Origin of the sequence: Collinsella sp. AF39-11AT (assembly GCF_003474585.1) — a bacterium.
Lineage (GTDB): Bacteria > Actinomycetota > Coriobacteriia > Coriobacteriales > Coriobacteriaceae > Collinsella.
Genome location: NZ_QROG01000004.1, coordinates 107883 through 131936, shown reverse-complemented (window position 1 = coordinate 131936; position 24054 = coordinate 107883). Strand labels below are relative to the sequence as shown.

20 protein-coding genes are annotated in these 24054 nt (G+C 61.3%); all 20 read right to left on the bottom strand.

Annotated features, from left to right (window positions below):
* Nucleotides 1-11 precede the first annotated feature (11 nt).
* The gene (locus tag DW037_RS03205; RefSeq protein WP_117583194.1) at nt 12-542 is read right to left on the bottom strand and encodes a CinA family protein; all 531 of its coding nucleotides are present in this window, start codon (nt 540-542) and stop codon (nt 12-14) included.
* Nucleotides 543-554: 12 nt separating this feature from the next.
* Complete coding sequence (gene pgsA, locus DW037_RS03200) at nt 555-1103, bottom strand: CDP-diacylglycerol--glycerol-3-phosphate 3-phosphatidyltransferase (RefSeq protein ID WP_229071689.1); 549 nt, start codon at nt 1101-1103, stop codon at nt 555-557.
* Nucleotides 1104-1202: 99 nt separating this feature from the next.
* Nucleotides 1203-2552, bottom strand: a complete 1350-nt coding sequence (rimO, locus tag DW037_RS03195; protein WP_117583196.1) for a 30S ribosomal protein S12 methylthiotransferase RimO — start codon at nt 2550-2552, stop codon at nt 1203-1205.
* A gap of 26 nt (nt 2553-2578) precedes the next feature.
* Nucleotides 2579-3076, bottom strand: a complete 498-nt coding sequence (locus tag DW037_RS03190) for a YajQ family cyclic di-GMP-binding protein (RefSeq protein WP_117583197.1) — start codon at nt 3074-3076, stop codon at nt 2579-2581.
* A 26-nt stretch (nt 3077-3102) separates the two neighbouring features.
* Entirely contained in the window at nt 3103-4632 is a 1530-nt protein-coding gene (locus DW037_RS03185) for a helix-turn-helix transcriptional regulator (RefSeq protein ID WP_118372811.1), read from the bottom strand.
* Nucleotides 4632-7412 (bottom strand): DNA translocase FtsK, encoded by a 2781-nt coding sequence (locus tag DW037_RS03180; protein ID WP_233503785.1) that lies wholly within the window; start codon nt 7410-7412, stop codon nt 4632-4634. Before DW037_RS03180 ends, DW037_RS03185 begins: the two co-directional genes overlap by 1 nt.
* A gap of 1 nt (nt 7413) precedes the next feature.
* On the bottom strand, nt 7414-9084 hold the full coding sequence (locus tag DW037_RS03175) for a ribonuclease J (RefSeq protein ID WP_006235967.1): 1671 nt from the start codon (nt 9082-9084) through the stop codon (nt 7414-7416).
* A 639-nt stretch (nt 9085-9723) separates the two neighbouring features.
* Nucleotides 9724-11970 carry a polyribonucleotide nucleotidyltransferase gene (locus DW037_RS03170; RefSeq protein WP_117583200.1) on the bottom strand — a complete coding sequence of 749 codons (2247 nt, stop codon included), beginning with the start codon at nt 11968-11970 and terminating at the stop codon, nt 9724-9726.
* 150 nt (nt 11971-12120) lie between these two features.
* On the bottom strand, nt 12121-12399 hold the full coding sequence (gene rpsO / locus DW037_RS03165) for a 30S ribosomal protein S15 (RefSeq protein WP_035138510.1): 279 nt from the start codon (nt 12397-12399) through the stop codon (nt 12121-12123).
* 138 nt (nt 12400-12537) lie between these two features.
* Nucleotides 12538-13287: a DNA repair protein RecO gene (recO, locus tag DW037_RS03160; RefSeq protein WP_117800123.1), complete on the bottom strand. Its 750-nt coding sequence runs from the start codon at nt 13285-13287 to the stop codon at nt 12538-12540.
* Between the two features lie 15 nt (nt 13288-13302).
* Entirely contained in the window at nt 13303-14370 is a 1068-nt protein-coding gene (gene era, locus DW037_RS03155; RefSeq protein ID WP_187362360.1) for a GTPase Era, read from the bottom strand.
* 12 nt (nt 14371-14382) lie between these two features.
* Nucleotides 14383-14760, bottom strand: a complete 378-nt coding sequence (locus DW037_RS03150) for a diacylglycerol kinase family protein (protein WP_117639888.1) — start codon at nt 14758-14760, stop codon at nt 14383-14385.
* A gap of 9 nt (nt 14761-14769) precedes the next feature.
* Complete coding sequence (gene ybeY / locus DW037_RS03145) at nt 14770-15279, bottom strand: rRNA maturation RNase YbeY (protein ID WP_117564282.1); 510 nt, start codon at nt 15277-15279, stop codon at nt 14770-14772.
* On the bottom strand, nt 15276-16262 hold the full coding sequence (locus DW037_RS03140) for a PhoH family protein (RefSeq protein ID WP_117800124.1): 987 nt from the start codon (nt 16260-16262) through the stop codon (nt 15276-15278). The genes ybeY and DW037_RS03140 overlap by 4 nt, the downstream gene beginning before the upstream one ends.
* Nucleotides 16243-17535, bottom strand: a complete 1293-nt coding sequence (locus DW037_RS03135; RefSeq protein WP_118372810.1) for a MiaB/RimO family radical SAM methylthiotransferase — start codon at nt 17533-17535, stop codon at nt 16243-16245. Before DW037_RS03135 ends, DW037_RS03140 begins: the two co-directional genes overlap by 20 nt.
* Nucleotides 17536-17544: 9 nt before the next feature.
* Nucleotides 17545-18693, bottom strand: coding sequence for a molecular chaperone DnaJ (gene dnaJ / locus DW037_RS03130; RefSeq protein WP_117800126.1), 1149 nt, complete (start codon nt 18691-18693; stop codon nt 17545-17547).
* A gap of 81 nt (nt 18694-18774) precedes the next feature.
* Nucleotides 18775-19878 (bottom strand): DnaJ domain-containing protein, encoded by a 1104-nt coding sequence (locus tag DW037_RS03125; protein WP_199570264.1) that lies wholly within the window; start codon nt 19876-19878, stop codon nt 18775-18777.
* Nucleotides 19879-19936: 58 nt separating this feature from the next.
* Nucleotides 19937-21169 (bottom strand): radical SAM family heme chaperone HemW, encoded by a 1233-nt coding sequence (gene hemW / locus DW037_RS03120; protein WP_118372809.1) that lies wholly within the window; start codon nt 21167-21169, stop codon nt 19937-19939.
* A 2-nt stretch (nt 21170-21171) separates the two neighbouring features.
* Nucleotides 21172-22215: a tRNA dihydrouridine synthase DusB gene (gene dusB / locus DW037_RS03115; protein WP_117757121.1), complete on the bottom strand. Its 1044-nt coding sequence runs from the start codon at nt 22213-22215 to the stop codon at nt 21172-21174.
* 4 nt (nt 22216-22219) lie between these two features.
* On the bottom strand, nt 22220-24031 hold the full coding sequence (lepA, locus tag DW037_RS03110) for a translation elongation factor 4 (protein ID WP_117776228.1): 1812 nt from the start codon (nt 24029-24031) through the stop codon (nt 22220-22222).
* Nucleotides 24032-24054 lie beyond the last annotated feature (23 nt).

Here is a 24054-nt window from a genome sequence, read left to right as displayed (position 1 = left end):
TTAAAACACGTCTATTCCATAGAGTTGAGCACAAGGGCAATGCGTCCCAATGCCTCCGCGACCGCATGGGCACGAACACACGAACGGTCGCCCTCATAGTGGCAGCGCACAGAGTCCACGACCGGCACTTCCCCATCAGCCGCGCGATACGCCCAGCCAATATAGAAAGTGCCAGCCGGATCGTCCTCAGTGCCACCGCCGGGGCCGGCATAACCCGTTGCGCTCACTGCAATATCGCTCTGGTACAGCTCCAGCGAACCCGCCGCCATCTCGCGCGCGGTCTGATGCGACACCGCGGTATAGCGGTCGAGCGTCTCCTGATCAACACCCAAAACGCGATGCTTGATCTCATCGCAGTAGGTCACCGCACCGCCACGCAGCACCGCCGAGGCGCCCGGGATATCGGCAATCGTCGAGGAGATCATACCTGCTGTCAGCGACTCAGCCGTCGAAACCGTCACGCCCCGAGCGCTCGCGCGCTCGACAATATCGCGCGCCAGCCCCTCGTTATGTGCGGAAATCTGCTCAAAAGAGTCCGTCATACCCACTAGGACCTAGACCGAAAAGACGATCTTGCGGCAGTTCCAGAAGTACTGGGCGCCCGAGATAACGGTCAGGACAACGGCAACGGCGTACAGGAAACGCGACACCGAGTAGATGCCGAGCGTCAGCGCCAGCGGGCCAAGGTGCAAGCCGGCCATCGCAAAGACGCACAGGTAACCGCAGATGGAGACCATCGTGGTCGCCGTCTTGTACTTGCCGAGCTTATCGGCCGCAACGACAACGCCGGCGGCACTAGCGACCATGCGCAGGGCGCTTACCAGCAGCTCGCGGAACAAGATGATGAACACGGACCAAACCGACACGGCACCAAAGTCCAAGAATAGCAGCAGGGCCGAGAATACGAGCAGCTTGTCGGCGATGGGGTCCAAGAATTTACCGAAGTCGGTAATCTCGTTGCGCGAGCGCGCCAGGTAGCCGTCAACCTTATCGGTGCACGACAGGATGACGTACAGAATGAAGGCAGCGGCGGCGAGCGGGCCGTCGAAGGTGCTCCAATCTGTACCGGCAACACTCGTGTGAGAAAGCGCCGACACGATCATGAACACCGGGATAAAGACGATGCGAACGCACGTCACGATGTTGGCGGGCGTCCAAACACTCGTCAGTTCCTTATTGCTCTCGTTTGCCACGACGCTCTCCTACTCCACAACATGGCCGATAAGCTCATAGCAGAAGCTATCGGTAAACTCGACCGTCAGAATATCGCCCACAGATGCCTCGCTGGCATCCAGATGCACCGCGCCATCGGAATCAGGCGCCTGGAACCAGGCATGTCCGATCAGCTCGGCGCCGTCTTCGGTCTCTTCGATACCGTCGACAATCACCTGGGCGCGCTCGCCCACATGTGCGGCAGTTGCAGCAAAACCGAGCGACTCGGCCAGGTCCATGGCCTCCTGGGCGCGCTCGAGCTTGACCTCTTCGTCGACCTGGCCCTCCATCTTGGCGGCCAGGCTGCCCTCCTCCTGCGAGTAGGCAAAGACGCTCGTGTAGTCGAAGCCGACGGTGTCCATAAAGTCGATAAGGTCGCGGAACTCGTCGTCGGTCTCGGTCGGGAAGCCGACCATGGCCGTGGAACGGATCACGATGCCGGGGATGCGCTCACGCAGATCGCGGAACAGGTCCTCGAGCTCCTGGCGCGAACCAGAACGGCGCATAGCCTTGAGGATGCGCGCGTCGCAGTGCTGCACGGGGATATCGATATAGGGCAGCACCTCGGGCGTATCACGAATGGTCTCAATGAGCTCGTCAGTCATGCCCTCGGGCTGCAGGTAGAGCACACGGACCCAGACGTTGTGCGGACGCACGGCCTCGGCGACGGCACGCAGCAGCTGCGCCAGATTGCGCGGCGAGCCCTCGGCGACATCCTCGTCAGCAAAGTCGGTGCCCCAAATACCCGTGTCCTGGCCGATCAGCACGATCTCGCGCACACCGCCGGCAACCAGGTCGCGCACCTCGGAGATAATGCTCTCGGCATTGCGCGAATGATAGCGACCGCGAATATACGGGATCATGCAGAAGCTACAGAAGCGGTTGCAGCCATCGGAGATCTTGACGTAGGCGACAGCGCCCTCGACGGTGCGCTTGACCTGCGGAATATAGACGGCAATCTCGCGCTCGACGCCCAGCACGCCATCGATGACCGCCACGATGCCATCCTCCTCGTCGGCCTTCACAAAGGCAGCGACCTCGGGCAGCTCATCGGGCAGATCGTCGCCATAGCGCGACGGCACACAGCCGCACATGACGATGGGGCAAGAACGAACGCCGTCCTGAACCTCGTTGGCGAGCTCGAGCGTGGTCTCGATGCTCTCGGACGTTGCGGAGGCGAGGAACGAGCATGTATTGACGATGGCGATATCGGCATCCTGCGGGTCGAATGCCTCCTCGTAGCCCGCGGCGGTCAAAAGAGAACGCATGCGGTCGGTGTCAACCTCGTTCTTAGCGCACCCGAGGGTGATGTAGAGCACGGAGCCCAACGGTGTATCCATGTTGGAGAGCAGTCCTTTCGAATGAATTAGCGGTAGTTGGTGAACTGCAGCGGCTGACCGTAGTCCTGGTCGCGCAGGAACTGGATCACGGCCTGCAGCGCATCCTTGGAAGCAGAGGAAACACGCAGTTTGTCGGCCTCAATCGTCACCTTGACCTTGAGCTTCTGATCCTTAATGTCCTTATTGATCTTCTTGGCAGTCGTCTGGTCGATACCCTCGACGATGTGACCGAGCACGCGCACGGTGCCGCCCGAGGCAGCCTGAGGCGCATCCCAGGACACAGCCTTAAGATCGATGCCACGCTTGATGAGCTTGGAGCTCAGGACATCGATGATCTGCTTGGAGACAAAGTCGGCCGGGGCGTTGATCGTAAAGAGTTTGTCGCCCTTCGAAAGCTCGATGGTGGCGCCGGAGTCCTTGAGGTCATAGCGCTGGGAAATCTCGCGCGTGGTCTGCTGGAAGGCATTGTCGACCTCCTGCATATTGACCTCGGACACGACGTCGAAGCTTGAATCTTTAGCCATGATGTTTCCTTTCGCGTACGAGCGGCCTAGTAGCTATCGTACGAATTGTCGGTAGAATCGGTGGGTGTCTGACCGTCAGTTGCGGTATCGGCGCCATCCGTGGACTGGGCATCGGTACCGTCGGTGGTATCGGTACCGTCGGTGGTATCGGTACCATCGGTGGTGTCGGTACCATCAGAACTTTCACCATTCTCGGAATCAGACGTCTCCTTCTTGGGAACGGTGATCGTCACGCGCGCCACGCCCGAGGTCTTGGTATCGTAACGGACCTTTTCACCGTTCTTGGTAACGGTGACATCGGAAGGCTTGGACGTGGTGATCTCGATCGAGGACTCGGGCGTATACTCCTGCTCAAAGGGGCCAGTCGCCTGGGCGCCATAGACCGACTTGCCGTCGACCTTGACCTCAATCCACGCGGTCTTTCCCTTGGCAACGGAGACCTTGACCTTCGTGACCTCGCTCTCTTCCTTCTTGGCCGTCGTCTTGGTAGCGTCCGAATCAGTCGACTCATCCGTCGCCTCATCGGTGTCTTCGTCCTCGTCGACCGTTTCGGTCTTCTTAGAAGACTTCTTAGTCGTCGTCTTGGTGGCAGCGGGCGTCTCGGGCGTGGTCTCGGGCGTCGAAGATGCGCAGCCGCGCAGAAGCACCACGATGAGCACAATCAGCAGCAATGCCACGGCGCCGATGCCGGCGTAGACGATACGCGGATCGAGCCCGTTGTTTTGAGGAGTACGGGATCCGCCGCGTCCACGACCGGAACTGCTGCGGCCGCCTCCCTGAGGCATACGACCGCGATTGCTATCGGAACGGCCGCGATAGCCGCCCTGGCCCTGAAGGCTGCGCTGACCCGAGCGGGGCGCAAGTTCACCGCGGCCTTGATAGCCACGCTGGCCCGAACGCGGAGCCGAAGAGCGCTGGTCATACGGCTGTGATTGAGAGCGAAGACGCGGCGTCACCTGCGTGGCATCGGCGTCCGCATAGCCACCGCGAGAGCGTCCGGTAGAGACACCACGGCAACCGCGATCGGAATAACCACCATCGCCGTAGCCGGCACGAGGGTCACGTGCGACACCGCGGGCAGCGGGGAGTGCGCGCTCCTCGGGCGCCGGCGTGCTGCGAAAACGATCGCGCTGGGAACGAATCTCCTCGCTCGAGCCCGTTTCGGTAACATAGCCAGCCTGCTGAGGGCGCTGGCCATAACGCGTCGAACGCCCGCCCTGAACCATCAGGAAGCGGCCGTTGTCGACCGAGGAACGCGAATTGACGTAGCCGGCGGCGTCCTGAAAACGACCGCCCTGCTGCGACGTCTCGCGCTCATATGCCATCAGATCGTCAAAATAAGCGTTGACGACCTCCCGCGGATTGAGGCCCAAAAAGCGCGCATAGCTCGAAATCATGCCCTGCGCATAGCCGCGCGGAGGCATCGATGCAAAATTGCCATTCTCGAAAAACTCGATGATCTGCGGCCTGATTTTGATGGTGTTGGCGACCTGCTGAATGGAAAGGCCCATTCGGCGACGCTGCTCGAGCAGCATGTCACCAAAGCGTGCAGCCATCAGAATCCTCCAAACTCACGATCTTCACGTGCCATCTCGGCGTCGACGGATTCCAGCGTGGCAAGGCCTTCTTCATCCAGCAGAACCTCGCGCGGCTTGGAACCGTCGGGCGGTCCGACGACACCCTTTTCTTCCAGCATGTCCATAATACGCCCGGCGCGCGCATAGCCAACCTTCAGGCGGCGTTGCAGGCCAGATGTGGAGCCCAGCTGCGATTCCACCACAATATGAGCGGCTTCCCAGATAAGCGGATCGTCGTCCTGAGGCTCGGCAACGCCGGTTCGCACGATGCCGCCGCCACCTGCCATGGACATGGAGGCAGGTGCCACAGCCGACAGGATCTCCTCATGGTAGTCGGGCTCGCTTTGCGACTTAACGAACTCGACAATCTCGTTGATCTCGTCATCCGAAACAAAGCAGCCCTGGATGCGGCGGGGCTTGCCCCAGTCGACCTTTGAGAACAGCATGTCACCCAAGCCGGTGAGCTTTTCGGCACCCATCTGGTCAATGATGACGCGGGAGTCGATGCCCGTTGCGACGTTGAAGGCGATACGGTTGGTAATGTTTGCCTTGATGAGGCCCGTCACCACGTTAGAGCTCGGACGCTGGGTCGCCACGATAAGGTGGATACCGGCGGCACGGCCCAGCTGGGCGATACGCACAATCGAGGCCTCGACGTCCTTGCCGGCGACCATCATCAGGTCCGAAAGCTCGTCGATGATGATGACCAGGTAGGGCATCTTTTGCGGCGGGTTATCGTAATGCTCAAACTCGCCGGCGGCCTGCTTTTCGTTATAGGTCGAGATCTTGCGCACGTTCAGGCGCTCGAAGACCTTCAGGCGGCGCTCCATTTCGGACACCGCCCACTGCAAGGCGCTCGCGGCCTGCTTGGGCTCGGTCACTACGGGCACGTAAAGATGCGGCAGGCCGTTATAGCCTGCGAGCTCGACGCGCTTGGGGTCGACCATGATCAAGCGAACGTCCTCGGGGAGCGCGCGCATGAGCAGGGTCGTGATGATGGAGTTGATCATGACCGACTTACCGGAACCCGTGGTACCGGCGATCAGCAGGTGGGGCATCTTGGCGAGGTCGGCGACGACCGGCGTGCCCTCGGCGTCGCGGCCGATGGCAAGCTCAAGCGGACCGCCCTTAACATAGGGCAGCACGTCGCCCAAGTTGACGTTCTGACGCTTGCGATTGGGGATCTCGATACCCACGAGCGAGGTGCCGGGAATCGGGGCAAAGATACGCACGGACTGAGCAGCAAGCGACAGCGCGATGTCGTCCTCAAGGCTCGAAATCTTGCTCACGCGCTCACCCTCGCCGGGCTGCAGCTTAAAAGTCGTCACCGTGGGGCCGGCAATCCAGCCGACAACGCGAGCGCTACGGCCAAACTCAAGCAGCGTGGACTGCAGCGACTCGGCGGTCTGTTCCAGCTCCTTGTCCGAAGATGCGGCAGAAGCGGACTGAGGGTTTGCATGCAGGATTTCGAGCGGCGGAAGCTTAAGGCCGTCCTCTTCTTCGCCCTCGTTATCCGCGGGGGCATTGTCCGCTCCCCCATCGCTCGAAGTAGACGCCTCGGCAGCGCTCGCAACAGACGCATCGGCAACCTTGGGATGCTTGAGGAAATCAGGAATTTGAGGGGCGGCCGAGACGGGATTCACGGCAAACGGCGGCTCGGACTCGTCGACCTTGTCCGGATCGTCCTCCATCGAAAGCTGGCCGGTCACCTGGCCGCGCCTGGCATGGCGACGCGGCAGCAAGGTCGTCTTGGCAGTCTCGATCGGAGCCTCGTCGTCCTCGTCATCGCCCTCGGTAAGCTCAATCTCGCTCTCGGACCAAGACGGGTCGGGTTCACTCGTATTGAGCTTGGGAGCCGTCTTGCTCTTCTTGGCATGACGGCGCGGCAGCAGCGTCGTCTTGGCGCGCTCGGCCTCCACGGCATCGGACACGTCGACAAACGGATCCTCGTCCTCGTCGTCATCGTCCAAAACCAGGTCATCATCGTTGCCCATCACCGTGGTCACGGCCATATCGGAGCCCTTTTGACGAAGAATGCTCAGGTGCGGACGGGCAACGCCGGGCACCGACAGGGCTTCGTCGTCACCCCACGGACTCGCGTTGACGTCGGCACGACGGCGCTCGGCAAAATCGGCCGCACGGTCGCGGGCAGAGCGCAAAACGCCGCCCACCGAAAAGCCGATGATGACAAAGCCAACGACGGCCAGACCCAATAGGACCACCATTGCGATAGGCTTACCCAGGGCATTCTGCAATGCACTCGCAATAAACGCACCGATGTAGCCACCCGAGGCGGACAGGTTTTGCAGCGTGAACATAAGGTCGCACGAGTCGCTCGTACCCGGCACCATCAGCGAAAGAATGGAGACGACGGCGATAAAGACCACGGCACCGCCCGCAACAGAGCGCACGTTGAGCGGCGAATCCTCGCCTAAAAAGAGCGTGGCGGCAAACAGCAAAATGACAATCGGCAGCACGTAGGCGCCCAGACCAAAGCCCAGGTGGTAGAAACCGGCAACCGCAGCCGTAACGGGTGCGGTCGCCGGCGAAATCACGGCAATGAAGGACGCAATCGCCAAAACGGCAATGACCACGCCGGCGATATCGCGGTTGGCCGAAGGCTCGACCAGGGGCTCAAAATCGTCGAAGTCGGCCTCGTGACCTTTATTGGCACGAAGATGGGAACCGGCACCCTTAGCAGATGCCGGTTGGTTGTTGGCTTTATTGCCTTTGGCGTTTTGTGCAGATCCGCGCGCCAAACTAAACCTCCATGACGACCGGGATGATCATCGGACGAGTGCGCGTACGGCTCCAGATAAAGTTAGAGAGTGAGTCGCGCACGGCCTTGCGAATGGCATCGGAACCGCTGCTCGTAAAGCTGAACTTGCCCTTCTCGATCGTCTTCATGATGGACGCGGAGGCATCCTCAGAGAACTGGTCGTCGATGGCAAACGAGACGCCGCGGCCCGAGAACTCGATGGCCTCGATCTTCTTGTGTTTAAGCGAGACGATGGCAACAGCGGTAACCATACCGTCATTGGCGAGCTTCTGACGATCGCGCAAGACGATGGGGTCGGTATCGCCGATACGAAGGCCGTCGACGTAGACGACGCCGGACTCGACGGGCGTACCGCGCTTGACGATACCGCCGCGCATCTCGAGCGTGTCGCCGTTATCGAGGATAAAGATATGATCGTCCTTGATGCCCATCTTGCGGGCAAGCTGGGCATGGGCGCGCAGATGCACGGCCTCACCGTGAACCGGCATAAAGTACGTGGGCTTGGCCATGGCCATCAGGAGCTTGAGCTCCTCCTGGCTACCGTGGCCCGAGACGTGGACAAGAGCGCGGTTCTTATCCCACACGTCGCAGCCGAGCTTGGCCAGGCTGTTGACGACCTGCTGGACGGCTTTCTCGTTGCCGGGAACGGGAGTTGCCGAGAGGATGACGGTATCGCCCTCGTGGATAGAGAGCGTCTTGTGCTCGCCATTGGCCATGCGGGACAGGGCCGACAGCGGCTCGCCCTGCGAACCGGTGCACATGACGACGATCTTGTCGTCGGGCAGGTTATCGATATCGAAGGCATCGATGATATCGGCATCGTCGATGTTGAGGTAGCCCAGCTCGCGCGCGACGCGGGTGTTGGTGAGCATGGAACGACCGGTCACAACGACCTTACGACCGCACTTGCGGGCGGCATCGCAGATCTGCTGCAAACGATGGATATGGCTCGAGAACGAAGCGACGAACACGCGACCCGGGGCGTTCTTGATGGCATGTAGCAGGTTGGGACCAACCTCGGCCTCGGACTTGGTAAAGCCGGGAACCGTGGCATTGGTGGAGTCGGACAGCAACAGGTCGATGCCCTGCTTGGCAAAGCGGCTGATAGCGGCATAGTCGGGCGTGACGCCGTCGATGGGCGTCTGGTCGAGCTTAAAGTCGCCGGTGTGCATAACGGTGCCCTGATTGGTGCGGATGAACACGCCCAGAGCGCCGGGGATGGAGTGCGTCATCGAGAAGAAGTCGAGCGAGATGCCGCCGAGGTTGACATGGCTGCCGCCCTTGACCTCGCGGAACTTGGGTGCGCGGATGCGGAACTCAGAAAGCTTACCCTCGATAAAGCCAAGCGTCAGCTTGCTCGAAAAGATGGGCACCTTGTTGTTGAGGTCCTGCAGCAGATACGGAAGCGAACCGGTGTGGTCCTCGTGGCCGTGGGTGACGACGATACCGCGGAGCTTTTCCTCGTTCTCCAAAACATAGGTGTAGTCGGGAAGCACCAGGTCGATACCGGGCTGGGAGTCATCCGGGAACATGAGGCCGGCGTCGACGAGCACCATGTCGTCGCCGCACTCGAAGACCGTCATGTTCTTGCCGATGCCGTCAAGGCCGCCGAGCGGGATGATCTTCAAGGGAGATGATTTTTTAGCTGCCATAGGTTAGTGTTGTTTCCTTTCTTCGAAACGGGTCTGAAACAACCGACGGGGCGCTTCTGGCAAACCGACCGTCGGGAACGTACAAATATGCATCGCAGAGTCGATGCAATAACCACAGTATGATACCCATTTGCACAACAACAGACCACCCATGCATCAAAGCCCCATCTGAACTGGTCTATCCCGCCGGTTTCCCGTGGGGCGGGCGCTGATGAAGTTTCCTGCTCTACAGTCCTGCTCACGACGGAGGCCACATTAAGTGGCCTCCTGTTCGTGCGGAACTCGCGATAAACTTCATCAGCGCCCGCCCCACGGGAAACCTGCCAAAAAGGGACAGGTTTGTTTTGGTCGGTTTTATCTGGGAAGATGCTGCTGCGGCTATCTACAGATCTGAAATCTGACTACTGAATAGACTGTCTAGCTAAATAGCGAGCGGCACTAACCAGCCCTTTTGCTTGCGACCGGGAGGGGCGCATATGAAGTTTATCGCGAGTTCCGCACGCAAAGGAAAGCACTTAATGTGCTTTCCGTCTTGCGCAGGACTGTAGAGCAGGAAACTTCATATGCGGCCCTCCCGGGCGCAAACAAAAGGGCGACCCCTTAGGAGTCGCCCTTGCATGAGCTGCTTATGTACGGCTGTTACTCGGCGTCGTGGTGACGGCGGGGCTTGCGGCCTCCGTTGTCACCGGGACGGCGCGGACGGTCGCTGCGCTCGGAACGCTCGCGACGCGGACGCTCACGGCGCTGGAAGTGCTCGCCGTCGCCCTCGGAGGAACCCTCGGCGCGAGCCGGGGCCTCGGGCTTATCCAGACGATCGAGCGAAATCTTGCCGCGGTCATCGACTTCGATGACGACGACCTTGACCTCGTCGCCCACATTGAGGACGTCCTCGACCTTCTCCACGCGGCCCTTGGCGACGCGGGAGATGTGCAGCAGGCCGTCCTTACCGGGCAGCAGGTTGACGAAGGCGCCGAAGGGCTGGATGGAGACCACGCGACCGGTGTACTCCTCGCCCGGCTCGGGAACCTTGATGATGAGCTTGATGCGCTCGACGGCCTGGTCCACGGACTCGCCGGTGCCGCCGACAAAGACGGTGCCGTCCTCCTGGATGTCGACCGAAGCGCCGGTCTCGTCCTGAATACCGCGGATGACCTTACCGCCGGAACCGATGACGTCGCGGATCTTGTCGGTCGGGACCTGGATGGAGACGATGCGCGGAGCGGTGCTGCGTGTGGTGTGGCGCGGCTCGGGGATCACATCGAGCATCTTCTGCAGGATGAAGGCGCGACCCTCCTTGGCCTGCTGCAGGGCGCGGGCCAGGATGTCGAAGGTGAGGCCGGTGGCCTTGTTGTCCATCTGCAGGGCGGTGATGCCCTCGGTGGTGCCGGTGACCTTAAAGTCCATGTCGCCCAGGAAGTCCTCGAGACCCTGGATGTCGGACAGGACCACGGTCTTACCCTCCTCCTGGATCAGGCCCATGGCGATACCGGAGACCGGGCGCTTAATGGGCACGCCGCCGTCCATAAGGGCGAGCGTGGAGCCGCAGGTCGAAGCCATCGAAGAGGAGCCGTTGGACTCCATGACCTCGGAGACGACGCGGATGGCGTAGGGGAACTCGTTCTCGTCGGGAAGCACCGGAAGCAGAGCGCGCTCTGCCAGATTGCCGTGACCGATCTCGCGACGCTTGGGGCTGCCCATGCGGCCGGTCTCGCCGGTGCAGAACGGCGGGAAGTTGTAGTGGTGCATGTAGCGCTTACCCTCGGTGGGCTCGATGGTATCCAGACGCTGGCCCTCGTTGAGCATGCCGAGCGACAGGACGGAGAGCACCTGGGTCTGGCCGCGCTGGAACAGACCGGAGCCGTGAACGAGCGGCAGGTAGTTGTCCTTCACCATGATGGGACGGATCTCGTCGGCGGCACGGCCGTCGACGCGCTCGCCGGTCTCGACGACCATAGTGCGCATGGCCTTCTTCTCGAGCTTCTTGAGCGCCACGGGGATCTCGCGCTCCCAAGCAGCCTGCTCCTCCTCGGTGAACTCGGCGCGGATGGACTCCTTCAGAGCCTCGACCTTGCCGATACGGGAGAGCTTGTCGGCGTCGCGCAAGGCGGCTGCCATCTCGTCGTAGTGGGCGAAGATGCGCTCCTGGACCTCCTCGACGGGCTGGTCGAGCGGGTACTCCTTCTTGACGATGGGGCCGTTGACCTGCTCCCACTCGGCGACGAACTCATCCTGAGCCTGGCAGAAAGCAGCGAGGGCCTCCTGGCCAAACTTCATAGCGGCGAGCATGTCGTCCTCGGAGATCTCCTCGGCGCCGGCCTCGACCATCGAGATGAAGTCGGCAGAGCCGCCCAGCTCCAGGTCCAGGTCGGAGTTCTCGCGCTCCTCATAAGTGGGGTTGACGATAAACTCGCCGGTCTCCACGTTGCGGCCGATGCGTACACAGGCAAGCGGACCCTCGAAGGGCACGCCGCCGAGCGTCATGGCCAGGGAAGCACCCATGACGTTGATGACGTCAAAGGGGTTGACCTGGTCGGCGACAAGCGAGGTAGCGACGATGTGCACCTCGTTGCGGAAGCCGTCCGGGAAGCTCGGGCGAATCGGACGGTCGATCATGCGCGCGGTGAGCGTGGCCTTCTCGCTGGGACGGCCCTCACGCTTGAGGTAGCCACCCGGGATGCGGCCGGCAGCGTACATCTTCTCGTTGAAGTCGACGGTCAGCGGGAAGAAGTCATAGTTCTTGCGCTCCTTGGAGACGACCACGGTATCGAGCATCGTGGTGTCGCCCTGCTTGACCAGGCAGGCGCCGGTGGCCTGCTTGGCAAGCTCGCCCGACTCAAAGGTGTAGGTCTTGCCGTACAGCTCAAAGGTCTTGGATACGAGTGTCATTGTTCTCCTTTACCCCACAGGCCCCTTGCCTGCGGGCTTCTCATGTGACGCGGACCCCCTGCCCCCGCCACGCTTCAGAGCGTGATTGTTCGCGCCCTTACACAAAAAGAGCGCCCCGCTGCGCAGGACGCTCTTAGCATGTACAAATCCTTACTGGATGTTGTCGCGGATGCCCAGAGCCTTGATGAGCTCACGGTACTCGACGATGTCGTTCTTCTTGATGTAGGAGAGAAGACGACGACGACGGCCGACGAGCATGAGCAGGCCACGACGGGTGTGGAAGTCCTTCTGGTGGGACTTCATGTGCTCGGTCAGCTCCTTGATGCGCTCGGACAGGATGGCGACCTGAACCTTGGGGTTGCCGGTGTCGACCGGGGTGTTACCGAACTGGGCAGTCAGCTCAGCCTTGCGCTCTTTGGAAACAGTCATTGTTTCACCTTTCGTTTCTTGTCGCCCGCGGGCGACACTATTCGCCTCGGACTGGGAAGCCGTCGGTGGAGCGAGCATCCAAGGTCGAGGTACCAACAGGTCGGTATGTTACCACAAGCAGACCGCCCATGCGCATCATCACCGACCCAACATGAATTCCATCGCACGGAGGCGCTGGTCGGTGTGCGTCGCAGCCCACACATGCGAAAGCCCGAGCAAGAACGCCGCCGTATGCGGGTCGATTCGCTCGACCATGAGTGCATCGAAGGTCATGGACATGAGGGCGCGCAGCCACGCGACCTCACCGGTCGAAACCAGCTCGGCACCCGGAACGCTCGACGCGCACGAACCGCACATGAGCCCGCCCGCCTGGGGCGAAAAGTACGACAGCATGGGGTCTCCGCACAGCACGCAGGCCGAAAAATCGGGTCGATAGCCCACGTGCGACAGAAGTTTAAAGACAAAGGCCGCCACGAGCAGGTCCATATGTGCCGAGTCGAGCCCGCAGCCGACAAGCGTGAGCGCCCGCTGCGTGATGGCAAAGGTAAACGGGTCCTCGGCGTCCTCGAATGAGCACACGCGCGCGACCTCGGCAATCGCGCTTGCGGCGCAGGTCGTCTCGTAATCGGGCGCGGCGCCAACCGGCGCTTCCAAAAGCTCGGCCTGAGAAACAACGTCGAGCGAGCGTCCATGTGCGAGCAGCATATCGACGGTACAGAATAATTCGCAGCGCGCCGCCAAGCGCCCACCGGGTTTGCGGGCCCCCTTTGCCACGGCACGAACCTGGCGACCCCGCTCGTCAAGCATCGTCAGAATCAGATCGGTCTCTTTGAGCTTGGTCTTGTCGAGCACGAGCACCTTCGTGCGATATGTCCGGGAGCCTGCCATGCGCGCTGCGCGTCCTTAGTCCTCGGCGTTGTAGCCAAAACGGCGAATCTGAGCCTCGTCGTCGCGCCAACCGGCCTTGACCTTCACGTCCAACTCCAAAAAGACCTGCGTGCCAAAGATGCGCTCAAGATCGCGACGGGCGTCGATACCGATATGCTTGATCATCTCGCCGCCCTTGCCGATGATGATGCCCTTTTGGCCCTCACGCTCGACATAAATGGTGGCGTGCACACGCAGCACCTTCTTGGTCTGCTCGAGCGCATCGCAAATAACGCCAACGGAGTGCGGAATCTCATCACGGGTGCGGCGCAAGACCTTTTCGCGCACAAACTCGGCAACGAGCGTCTCGTCGGAAGCGTCGGTACCCATGTCCTCGGGGAACCAACGCGGACCCTCGGGCAAAAAGTGCGCAACGGTCTCGATGAAGGCATCGACGTTAAAGTTCTTGACCGACGACGTCACGATCTCGTCGTCATATTCCATAAGCTCGTGGGCGGCCTTAAGCTGCTCCATGACCTGTGCGGGGTCGGCTTCATCGGCCTTGGTGAGCACCAGGACCTTCTTGGAACGGGCATTCTTGACACGCTCGGCAACCCAGGCGTCTCCCCTGCCGATCGGTTTGGTGGCATCAATCAAAAACGCGACAACATCGACATCGTTCAGCTCGAACAGCGCGCTCTTGTTCAGCTCGGACCCTAGACCGTCCTTGGGCTTGTGGATACCCGGGGTATCGACAAAGACCAGCTGGTAGCCGGGGCGGTTGACGACGGCGCGCATGCGGCGGCGGGTCGTCTGGGCCACCGGCGAGGTGATGGCGACCTTTTTGCCATAGCAGGCGTTGAGCAGCGTTGACTTACCGGCGTTGGGGCGGCCGACCAAGGCCACGAAGCCACTGCGGAAACCGGGCTCCACGTCACCAAAGCCCGCGAGGCTGTCGTCCTCATCGCACAGGGCGTCGAGCTCCTCGTCGCTCATGCCCTCAAACGGGTCGAACTCCTCGACTTCCTCATAGGCCTCGGTCGCCTTAGCATCCGGGGACTCGTCGTCCAAAATCTCATCGGTAGACTGCATATTGTCGGACATGGGAATCCCTTTCTAAATAAAGCCGAGCGCGTGGGCAAATACCAGCACGCCCACAATCGCGGCGGTGATGGAAAGAACGTATACAGAGGCGGCGGCGATGTCCTTCGCACGCTTGGCCAGCGGATGGAGCTCCTGGGTCGCTAGGTCGACGATAGCCTCCATAGCGGTGTTGCACAGCTCGCCGTGAATCACCAGGCCACAACAGATGATAATCGTGGCCCACTCGGCAATGTCGAGCCCCACGATGCAGCCGGCAATGACGGTGCACACGCCCGCCACGAGCATGACCTTAATGTTGCGCTCGGTCTTGACGGCGGTGACGAAGCCCTCCATGGCGTAAGAAAACGACTTTAAAAAGGACGGATGGTCCTTGTTCGATCCGGGAATCATAGACGGCTCCTAGTCGTGGGCGTGGTTGGTGATGGGGCCGACGTGGACTAGCTTGGGGTCCTCGCCGCGCTCGAGCGCCAGATCGCGCAGGATGGCGTCCTCGCGGGCCTCCATGACCTCGGCCTCGTCGTCCTCGATATGGTCATACCCCAGCAGGTGCAGCATGCCGTGTACGAGCATCAGGCGGCACTCGTCGGCAGGGCTATTGCCAAAGCCGGGGGCCTGACGGGCAATGACCTGCGGGGCCAAGATGATATCGCCGAGCTCGAGCGTCTCGTCGGCGGGAATATCCTCGTCAAAGGCCGAGTCGCATTCAAACGAGAGCACATCGGTGGTGCGGTCGATGCCACGCCACTCGTGGTTGAGCTCGTGCATCTCGTCCTCGTCGACATACGAAAGGGAAATCTCGACTTCACGTTCAACGCCCTCGGCGGCAAGCACAACCTCGCAGATGTGCTCCACTTCCTGCGCGTCGAGCAGCGTATCGAGCTCGGCATCGTTGCTGATCAATACACTCAACGGGACTCCTTTCGGTCGCGCGAGCGCTGCTCACGCACGTCATCATAAGCATCGTATGCCTCAACGATACGACCCACCAGGGCATGGCGCACCACATCGGCGCGCTCCAGGTGTGCAAACGCCACATCGTCGACACGGCCCAAAATCTTCTCGACATCCGCCAAGCCACCACGACGACCCACCAGGTCGCGCTGGCTGAGGTCGCCGGTAATCACGAACTTGGAGTTGAATCCAAGGCGTGTCAGGAACATCTTCATCTGCTCGGGCGTAGTATTTTGCGCCTCGTCGAGCACCACGAAAGCATCGCTCAGCGTACGACCGCGCATGTAGGCGAGCGGGGCGATCTCGATCACGCCGCGCTCCATAAGCTCATCGGTGCGCTCACGATCCATCATGTCAAAAAGGGCATCGTAGAGCGGGCGCATGTACGGATCGATCTTTTCCTCGAGGGTGCCGGGCAAAAAGCCCAGGTTCTCCCCTGCTTCGACAACCGGACGCGTCAAGATCAAACGGCCCACCTCATGGCGCTTGAGCGCGGCAACGGCGAGCGCCATGGCCAGATAGGTCTTACCGGTACCGGCAGGACCCAAGCCAAAGGTGATGGTATGCGAGCGAATGGCATCCACATAGCGCTTTTGCCCAAGCGTCTTGGGACGAATGACACGACCGCGGTATGAAAGCAGCACGTCATCGCGAAGCGATGTGGCCTCATGCTCGCCGTCGCGCAAGACGGCCAGGCAACGCGAGACATCGTCGGCAGACAGGGTACGACCGGCCGCCGCCTCGCGAAAAGCATGTTCGAAAAAGCGAGCCACGAGCTCGACCTCGTCCGGGTCGCCGCTCACGGAGATCCTATCGCCACGGGCAACCACGTGAGCGCGAACCAAGCTCTCGAGCGCACGAAGGACGCCGTCGCCGGCGCCCAAAACACGCGAGGGATCAACTCCCTCGGGAACGGTAAGTCTAATCTTCGAGGCTTCCATGGACCTCCCTGCGCGCATGGACCAAGCCGGAATCATCGACTCCGATGATAGCAACATCGAGCAGGCACGGGGCTGTAAGTCCACAGGTATCGTCAAGACGGGCATGATGGAACGAACCGAGCGTCAGGTTGTCACCATACTCGAGCACGGCACGCTCGACAGTGCCCACGCGATGACGAGCATCGGCAATAGCGAGCTCCTGCGCCGCGTCTCGCATACGGCGGCTGCGCTCGGCCATAACCTCGGGCGGCACCTGGTCGGGCATGTCGGCAGCAAGGGTACCGGGACGCTTACTGTAGCGGAACACGTGCATACGCGAGAACCCCACGCGGCGGCACAGCGCCAGCGACTCCTCGAACTCCTCGTCCGTCTCACCAGGAAAACCGACGATGACGTCGCACGAAAGAGACGCCTGCGGCAGGATGGCGCGAATCATGCGCACCGTGTCCTCAAAGGCCTCGGCACTATAGGGACGGCCCATGCGATGCAGCGTCGCCGTACAGCCGGACTGTACGGGCAGGTGCAAAAACGGGGCAATACGCTGCGGATAGCGCGCCATAACCTTAAGCAGGCGCTCAGAGATATCCATGGGTTCGACCGAGGAAATGCGCACATGCGCAATAGTCGTGCGCTCCATGATGGCCTCGAGCAGCTCATCGATTTCGACATGCTCGTCGGTCGCGCTCTTGCCATCGTAGGCACCCAGGTTCACACCGGTCAGCACCACCTCGGGCACGCCGGCCTCCTGGGCTTCGCGCACCTGTTCGAGAACGGACTCGACGGGCACGGAACGCTCGGGGCCGCGGGCCTTCCACACGATGCAATAGGTACAGCGGTGGTTGCAGCCATCCTGGATCTTCACGCCCAGCCGCGAACGACCGAGCGCATCGACCACGTCGCCATCGCTGCAGGCGGGCACGCTATCGGATTCGACACCCAGCACCTCGCAGACGCGCTCGGCGACGTCAATCTTGGACGGTTCGGCGATCACGCGATCGGAGAGCTCCAGCAACTCCTCGGGATGCAAGTTGACGACGCAGCCGGTTACGACCACGTAAGGCTCGCCCGGATAGGCCAGCGCATGGCGGACGGCCTTACGGGTCTTGGCCTCGGCCTCCCCCGTCACGGCACAGGTGTTAATGACGATCAGCTCTGCATCCTCGGGCTCCACCATTGCAAAACCCAAGCGCATAAGATCGGCAGTGATACGGTCGGACTCAACCCGGTTGACACGACAACCGAGGTTGACAACAGAGATATGAGGTGCGAGCACACGGGCTCCTTAATCGAGGATGTCGTCGAGGGCACTCTTGATACGGTCGGTCACCGACTTCTTACCGGATGCGACGTCATCGCCCATCTCGTCGGCAAAGGCGCGAAGCAGCTCGCGCTGCTTGTTGGAGAGATTGGTGGGGACGACCACGCGCAGCTGCACGACCAGACGACCGCGCGAACCGCCACCGCCGATACGCGGCATGCCGTAATTATTGACGCTCACGGTGTCGCCGTACTGGGCGCCGGCGGGAACCGTCACCTTAACGACCTCGTCGGGCATAATGCCCTCGACCTCGATCTCGCAGCCAAGCGCAGCCTGCGCAATCGAGATATCGCTCACCAGGTACAGGTCGTCACTGTTGCGCTTAAAGCGCTCATGGTCGGCAACGCGCACGTTGACAATCAGGTCGCCCGAAGGCTCGCCGCGAAGGCCGGCCTCGCCAAAGCCGCTCACACGCAGCTGGCGACCGGTCGAAACGCCGGCGGGAATATCGATGTCGATCTTTTCGTGCGAAGGCGTGCGGCCCCGACCGTCGCAGGTCTCGCAGGGATGGTCGATAACCGTGCCCTCGCCATGGCAGTCGGGGCAAGGCGAGGAAGACTGAACCTGGCCCAAAAACGATCGCTGAACCGTCGTGACGTAGCCCGTACCGTGGCAGCGACTGCACTGCTTTTCCTGTGCACCCTCGGCCCTACCGGTACCGTTGCAGTCCTCGCAGGGAGCAAGGCGGTCATAGCTGATTGTCTTTTTGCAGCCGAGCGCCGCCTCCTCGAGCGTCACCGAAAGCGAGATGGCCATGTCACGACCGCGACGACGCTCGCGACGGCTGCGGGCGCCACCGCCGGCACCGCCGCCAAAAAACGACGAGAACAAGTCGTCCATGCCCATACCACCAAAGATATCGTTGATATCGACGTAGCCCGAACCACCAGGGCCGTCGGCAGTGCCGTAACGGTCGTAGTTAGCACGCTTCTGCTCATCGGAAAGAACGGAATAGGCCTCGTTGAGCTCCTTGAACTTGGCCTCGGCCTCGGGGTCGTCCGAAACGTCCGGGTGTACGGTACGGGCCTTCTTTAGAAACGCGCGCTTAATCGTCCGCGCGTCGGCATCCTTGTCGACGCCAAGTACCTCGTAGTAATCCCTATTTTCCGACACGACCGAATCCTTCCGACTTTCATTATTGTCACAGTGCGTCCTATACCCAAGCTGGGCCAACCGCAAACAGAGGGTTTGATGTTATTGCATTCCGTAAGGCGAAAGCATGGCCCGTTGCGAGCAGCTCGCGAACCAAACCGACACGAGCGCGAACATGAAGCCATTGGCAAAACCGTTGGCAAACTGCATCGCACCGCGCTTCCACCACAGCAGGCTGCGATGAAGCACGCCGTCCGAAAGCACCATGAACAGGCCCATGGTAAACGGAATAAAGCACATCACGGCAAAGGCCGAGAACACGCCCGAGATGGCCGAGAGTACCAAAAACGGCGCCACGATGCCCATCAGGTAAAAACCGGTACGAGCTTTGCCTTCCAAGCGCTCGGACTCGACATGGGCACGGCCGACTAGATCACCGCCAGCGGCACCGTTAGTGCCGGCGTGACCCATGCCGCTAATGCGGACCTCGTCGCCATCGTGCGTGCCGGCAGGAAACTCAATCGTCTGCTCGGAGGTTACGCGAGTACGACCGCTGCCACCGCAATCGGGGCAGGGGTCGGCCACGACCTTACCGGAACCGCCGCACTCGGGGCAGACCGACTGGAACGTGCCCGCACCAAACAGGAAGGACAAGTCGACGTCGATGTGCCCGCGGCCACCGCAGCTCGGGCAGGTATGGGCATGCTCAGACGAAACGGAGCCCGAGCCGCCGCAGTTGCTACAGGTATCGAAGCGCGTGTAGCGGACGGTCTTGCGGGCACCGCCCTTGGCCTCCTTGGCGTCGAGTTTGATATCGACGACCACGTTGGCGCCGTTCTCGGGATTGTAGGCAGCCTGGCCGCGACGCTGCTGGCCCCAGGCGCCACCAAAGGGAAAGCCGCCCTCAAAGGGATTGCCATAGCCCGTGCTGCCGGCGTAGCCGCCACCATAGGGCGAAGCCGTAGGAGCACCGGCAAAGGGATTGCCAGAACGCATGGCGTCGTAGCGCGCACGTTTTTGTTCATCCGAAAGCACGGCGTAGGCCTCGGAAACCTCTTTAAACTTTTCCTCGGCATCCGGCTCTTTATTGACGTCCGGATGGAGCTTACGGGCCTTTTGCTGGAAGGCCTTTTGAATATCACGCGAGGTGGCGTCCTTGGAGACACCCAGAATCTCGTAGTAATCTTTTTCGTTCATCGTCGCCATGCGCGGCAACCTCCTGCTCACAGCAGCGTATATATTCCGGTAATTCTACCCGAGCGGCCTAAGCTAGATCCCAAAACAGCTCGAACAGAACATTTCCATCGAGCCAGCCCAGATGGGTCGGCGCCAGACGGGCACAGGAGCAGCCAGCGATGACATCGACAGAGGCGATAGGCCCCGCATGGGTATCACCGTGCTCGGGCACCCAAGTGGCAAGCCCAAGCTCAAGAGCGCGATCACAAGCCGCTGCCAGTTCATCGGCAGGGATGACACGAGACGCGCGAACCAACAGGTCGGAATCAACACCGCGCGTCATGCGACAAGCGAGCATCAGGTCCTCGGCCGCCGCCTCGCGCCGCGACAGATACTCGGCATCAAACATCGTCGCGGCATCGTCGCGTTGTACCAAACGCACGCGGTGAAAGTCACCACGGGGAGCCACGCCGGGAAACAGTCCAGCCAAGCGGTCGAAATCCTCGTCGTCGAGCATGCCCGCGGCAGAACGACCCAGGCCCAGGTAGCCCCGACCAGTCCAGTAGGCGATATTATGGGCACATTCATGCCCATCGAGCGCGTAGCTCGCCACCTCATACGGATGGTAGCCGGCCGAACTCAGCCGCTGGCGCGCAACGTCCATGCATGCGGCCTGGAAATCCTCATCGGGCTCAAGCGACTCGTCACGGCATGCCATGCGATAGAGTGGTGTGCCCTCCTCGAGCGTGAGCGGGTACACCGATACATGATGCGGCGCCGCCGCCAGCACGCCATCGAGCGTGCTCCGCCAGCTTGCGGCCGTCTGCCCGGGAAGGCCGCACATCAGGTCGCACGACGCATCGAGGCCAGCGTCCTTCACCGTCGCGATAGCCGCAAGTGCCCGATTGGCATCGTGAATGCGGCCAATAGCAGCCAGCTCGGTATTGTCGAGGGTTTGCACGCCCAGAGAGATGCGCGTGACACCCGCCTCGGCAAGCGCTGAGGCGAGCTCAGCGGTCAGGGACTCAGGATTGGCTTCGCAAGTAAATTCAACGGGTTTGCACCACATGGAGATACGCCGGGCAAGTTCCACCAAGCGCTCCCCTGCCAGCGATGGCGTGCCGCCGCCAGTATAGACCGTGCGGACCTGCGCAAGCGCCCCGGCGTCGCCAAAGGAATCGAGGCGCGCATACAACTGCTCAAAATAGGAATCAAGCGCGGCATCCAAATCACACGCAGCAAAGCTGCGCGAGTCAAAGTCGCAGTACCGGCACTTTTGAGCGCAAAACGGCACGTGCACGTACAGCGCGGTAACGGCCACCGTTAGGCCTCCAGCGGATGAGCAGGCACCGACTCGCCGGCGGCAAGCGCGGCCTCGCAGGCCACCACGTCGCGCTCGATATCATCGACCAGCGCCATAAACTCCTCGTACGTAGAGCAACGCACCACCTGAGCGCGCCAGGCGGCGGCATGGGGCATGCCCTTTAAGTACCAGCTTGCGTACGTGCGAGCACGCGACATGAGCGGCAGAAGCTCGTGCGTCAACGTCAGGTGCTCGCGCAGAGCCTCCAGGCGCTCGACCGAGGAGCGAGAAGGAACCGGCGTGCCATCGAGTGCAAGGGCTCGGGCATCGCCGAACACCCACGGATTGCCGTAGATGCCGCGCGCGATAAACACCGCGCTGGCACCCGAGCCGTGCAGATGCTCAGCAGCGTCCTCGGCCGAGAACACATCGCCCGAACCAATCACGGGAATCTCGACAGCGTCGGCAACCTCATCGACGACCGACCAATCGGCCTGGCCCGTGTAGAGCTGCGTGGCGCAACGACCATGCACGGCGACTGCGGCAGCCCCTGCACTCTCAAGCATCTGGGCAAATGTCGCGGCATTGCGGTCCTCGGCATAAAAGCCCTTGCGAATCTTGACGGTCACGGGCACGTGCGCCGCGCCAACCGTGGCCTCGACGATCTTCTCCGCCAGGTCGGGCGTGCGCATGAGCGCCGAACCCTCGCCCTTGGTGACAACCTTGCGGGCGGGGCATGCCATATTGATATCGATGAGCGACAGGCGATCGCCAACGCGCTCCTCGACGGCGACGACGGCGCTCGCAAACTGCTCGGGCTTGGAGCCAAAGAGCTGCACGCAAATCTGCTGCTCCTCGTCGGCCGGTAGCACCAGGCGCCAGGTCTTGTTGCTGGCATAGGCAAGACCCGCCACGCTCACCATCTCGCTGTAGGCAAGGTTGGCACCGCGGCGGCGACACATGATGCGATAGGCGGGGTCGGTCACGCCCGCCATGGGAGCCATAAGGAACGGCTGCTCGGCATAGGCACCCAGCAGCCGCTTGCTGTATTCAGAAAGCGCCATGGACCTACTCGTCCACCTTGAGGATCGCCATAAACGCCTCCTGCGGGACCTCGACCGATCCGATGGCCTTCATACGCTTCTTGCCCTCTTTCTGCTTCTCGAGCAGCTTGCGCTTACGCGAGATATCGCCGCCGTAGCACTTAGCAAGAACGTCCTTGCGACGCGCCTTGACGGTGGAACGGGCGATGATCTTGTTGCCGATAGCACCCTGGATGGGCACCTCGAACAGCTGACGCGGGATGATCTCCTTGAGCTTGTCGCACAGGCCACGGGCCAGGCCATATGCCTTGTCCTTATGGACGATAAACGAAAGCGCGTCCACCTCGTCGCCCGAAAGCAAAATATCGAGCTTCACGAGCTCGGAGGGACGGTACTCGTTGAACTCGTAGTCGAGCGAGGCATAGCCCTTGGTGCGGCTCTTGAGCTGATCGAAGAAGTCCAAGATGAGCTCGGCGAGCGGCATATCGAAGCGCATCTCGACCGATTTGCTCGTCAGGTGGATCATGTCGGTTGTGACGCCGCGGTGCTCGATGGCGAGCTGCATGACGGCACCCGTGTACTCAGGCGGGCAGATGATCTTTGCCTTGAGGTAGGGTTCCTCGATACGATCGATGCGTGTGGCCTCGGGAAGGTCCTGCGGACTGCGGACATCGATCATTTCGCCGTCGGTCTTGTAGACGTGATAGTCAACCGAGGGACTCGTGGCAATGAGGTCCAGGTTGAACTCGCGCTCCAGGCGTTCCTTGACGACTTCCATGTGCAGCAGGCCCAGGAAGCCCACGCGGAAGCCAAAGCCGAGCGCCACCGAGGTCTCGGGCTCCCACACCAACGACGGGTCGTTGACGTGCAGTTTATCGAGCGCGTCACGCAGGTTCTCGTAGTCCTTGTTGTCGATCGGGAACAGGCCCGTATAGACCATGGGCTTGGCCTCACGATAACCGGGAAGCGGCTCGGGGCAGGGGTTCGACGCCCACGTAAGGGTATCGCCCACGCGAACGGCCTCGGGATCCTTCAAGCCCGTGACCACATATCCGACCTCGCCGACCGTCAGCGCGTCGACCGGGGTCTCGGCAGGACGCTTGACGCCCACGCCGTCGACCAAAAAGTCGCCCTTGGCTTGCATCATAAGCAGGGTATCGCCCTTTTTGATGGAACCATCGAAGACGCGCACCGTAGCCACCACACCGCGATACTCGTCAAAGTACGAATCCAAAATGAGCGCTTTGAGCGGAGCGTTTGCATCGCCCTTAGGCGGCGAAATCAAAAAGACAATGGACTCCAGCAGATCGTGAATGCCCTCGCCGGTCTTGCCCGAGACGCACACAGCATCATCGGCAGGGATCGCCAGGTCATCCTCGATCTCGGTCTTAACCTCATCGGGATGGGCCGAGGGCAGGTCGATCTTGTTGATGGCCGGCACAATGTCCAGATTGGCGTTCATGGCGAGCGTCGCGTTGGAAACGGTCTGCGCCTCGACGCCCTGCGTGGCGTCGACAACGAGTACCGCGCCCTCACAGGCTGCCAGCGAGCGCGAGACCTCATAGGTAAAGTCCACGTGGCCCGGCGTATCGATCAGATTGAACTGATACGTCTCACCATCGTCGGCGTCATAGGAAACGCGGACGGCATTGGACTTGATCGTAATGCCGCGCTCGCGCTCGATATCCATGGTGTCGAGCAGCTGCGACTCCATGTCGCGTTCGTCGACGGTATGGGTGAGCTCGAGGATGCGGTCGCTGATCGTGGACTTGCCATGGTCGATATGCGCAACGATCGAGAAGTTGCGGATGTGGGAAATGTCAATTGAAGTATTCATGCGGACTATCTTACCCGAGCGGT

Excerpts from the sequence above, each read along its gene's own strand:
- recO (WP_117800123.1), bottom strand. The coding sequence starts at position 13,287 with ATGGCAGGCTCCCGGACATATCGCACGAAGGTGCTCGTGCTCGACAAG.
- dusB (WP_117757121.1), bottom strand. The coding sequence starts at position 22,215 with ATGGCGCTTTCTGAATACAGCAAGCGGCTGCTGGGTGCCTATGCCGAG.
- DW037_RS03190 (WP_117583197.1), bottom strand. The coding sequence starts at position 3,076 with ATGGCTAAAGATTCAAGCTTCGACGTCGTGTCCGAGGTCAATATGCAG.
- pgsA (WP_229071689.1), bottom strand. The coding sequence starts at position 1,103 with ATGATCGTGTCGGCGCTTTCTCACACGAGTGTTGCCGGTACAGATTGG.
- rpsO (WP_035138510.1), bottom strand. The coding sequence starts at position 12,399 with ATGACTGTTTCCAAAGAGCGCAAGGCTGAGCTGACTGCCCAGTTCGGT.
- DW037_RS03175 (WP_006235967.1), bottom strand. The coding sequence starts at position 9,084 with ATGGCAGCTAAAAAATCATCTCCCTTGAAGATCATCCCGCTCGGCGGC.
- DW037_RS03150 (WP_117639888.1), bottom strand. The coding sequence starts at position 14,760 with ATGATTCCCGGATCGAACAAGGACCATCCGTCCTTTTTAAAGTCGTTT.
- DW037_RS03185 (WP_118372811.1), bottom strand. The coding sequence starts at position 4,632 with ATGGCTGCACGCTTTGGTGACATGCTGCTCGAGCAGCGTCGCCGAATG.
- DW037_RS03170 (WP_117583200.1), bottom strand. The coding sequence starts at position 11,970 with ATGACACTCGTATCCAAGACCTTTGAGCTGTACGGCAAGACCTACACC.
- lepA (WP_117776228.1), bottom strand. The coding sequence starts at position 24,031 with ATGAATACTTCAATTGACATTTCCCACATCCGCAACTTCTCGATCGTT.
- rimO (WP_117583196.1), bottom strand. The coding sequence starts at position 2,552 with ATGGATACACCGTTGGGCTCCGTGCTCTACATCACCCTCGGGTGCGCT.
- DW037_RS03125 (WP_199570264.1), bottom strand. The coding sequence starts at position 19,878 with ATGGCGACGATGAACGAAAAAGATTACTACGAGATTCTGGGTGTCTCC.
- DW037_RS03205 (WP_117583194.1), bottom strand. The coding sequence starts at position 542 with ATGACGGACTCTTTTGAGCAGATTTCCGCACATAACGAGGGGCTGGCG.
- era (WP_187362360.1), bottom strand. The coding sequence starts at position 14,370 with ATGTCCGACAATATGCAGTCTACCGATGAGATTTTGGACGACGAGTCC.
- DW037_RS03140 (WP_117800124.1), bottom strand. The coding sequence starts at position 16,262 with ATGGAAGCCTCGAAGATTAGACTTACCGTTCCCGAGGGAGTTGATCCC.